Source organism: Paenibacillus helianthi (assembly GCF_001909055.1).
Classification (GTDB): domain Bacteria; phylum Bacillota; class Bacilli; order Paenibacillales; family Paenibacillaceae; genus Paenibacillus_AQ; species Paenibacillus_AQ helianthi.
In genome coordinates, this window is sequence record NZ_LVWI01000021.1 from 1 (window position 1) to 664 (window position 664).

General features: G+C 53.0%; 1 rRNA gene. It reads left to right on the plus strand.

The window, feature by feature from the left end:
• A 23S ribosomal RNA gene (locus A3844_RS06685) occupies window positions 1–664 on the plus strand; the annotation flags it as partial.

Genomic DNA, 664 nt, shown 5'->3' on the forward strand with positions numbered 1-664 from the left:
TTGGGTGCGGGGCCCGCAAGGGTTACCAAGCTCAGTCAAACTCCGAATGCCATTAACTTCTTGCCGGGAGTCAGACAGTGAGTGCTAAGATCCATTGTCAAAAGGGAAACAGCCCAGACCATCAGCTAAGGTCCCCAAGTGTGTGTTAAGTGGGAAAGGATGTGGAGTTGCACAGACAACCAGGATGTTGGCTTAGAAGCAGCCACCATTGAAAGAGTGCGTAATAGCTCACTGGTCGAGTGACTCTGCGCCGAAAATGTAACGGGGCTAAACACACCACCGAAGCTATGGCTAGATGCTTTGCATCTGGGGTAGGGGAGCGTTGTATGTGGGTTGAAGGTGTACCGTAAGGAGCGCTGGACAGCATACAAGTGAGAATGCCGGTATGAGTAACGAAAAGATCAGTGAGAATCTGATCCGCCGAAAGCCCAAGGTTTCCTGAGGAAGGCTCGTCCGCTCAGGGTAAGTCGGGACCTAAGGCGAGGCCGACAGGCGTAGTCGAAGGACAACAGTTTGAAATTACTGTACCACCGTAATCCGCTATGAGCGATGGGGTGACGCAGGAGGGTAGTGACGCGGACTGATGGATGTCCGTCTAAGCAGTGAGGCTGGTGTGTAGGCAAATCCGCACATCGTAAGGCTGGGCTGTGATGGGGAGCGAAAA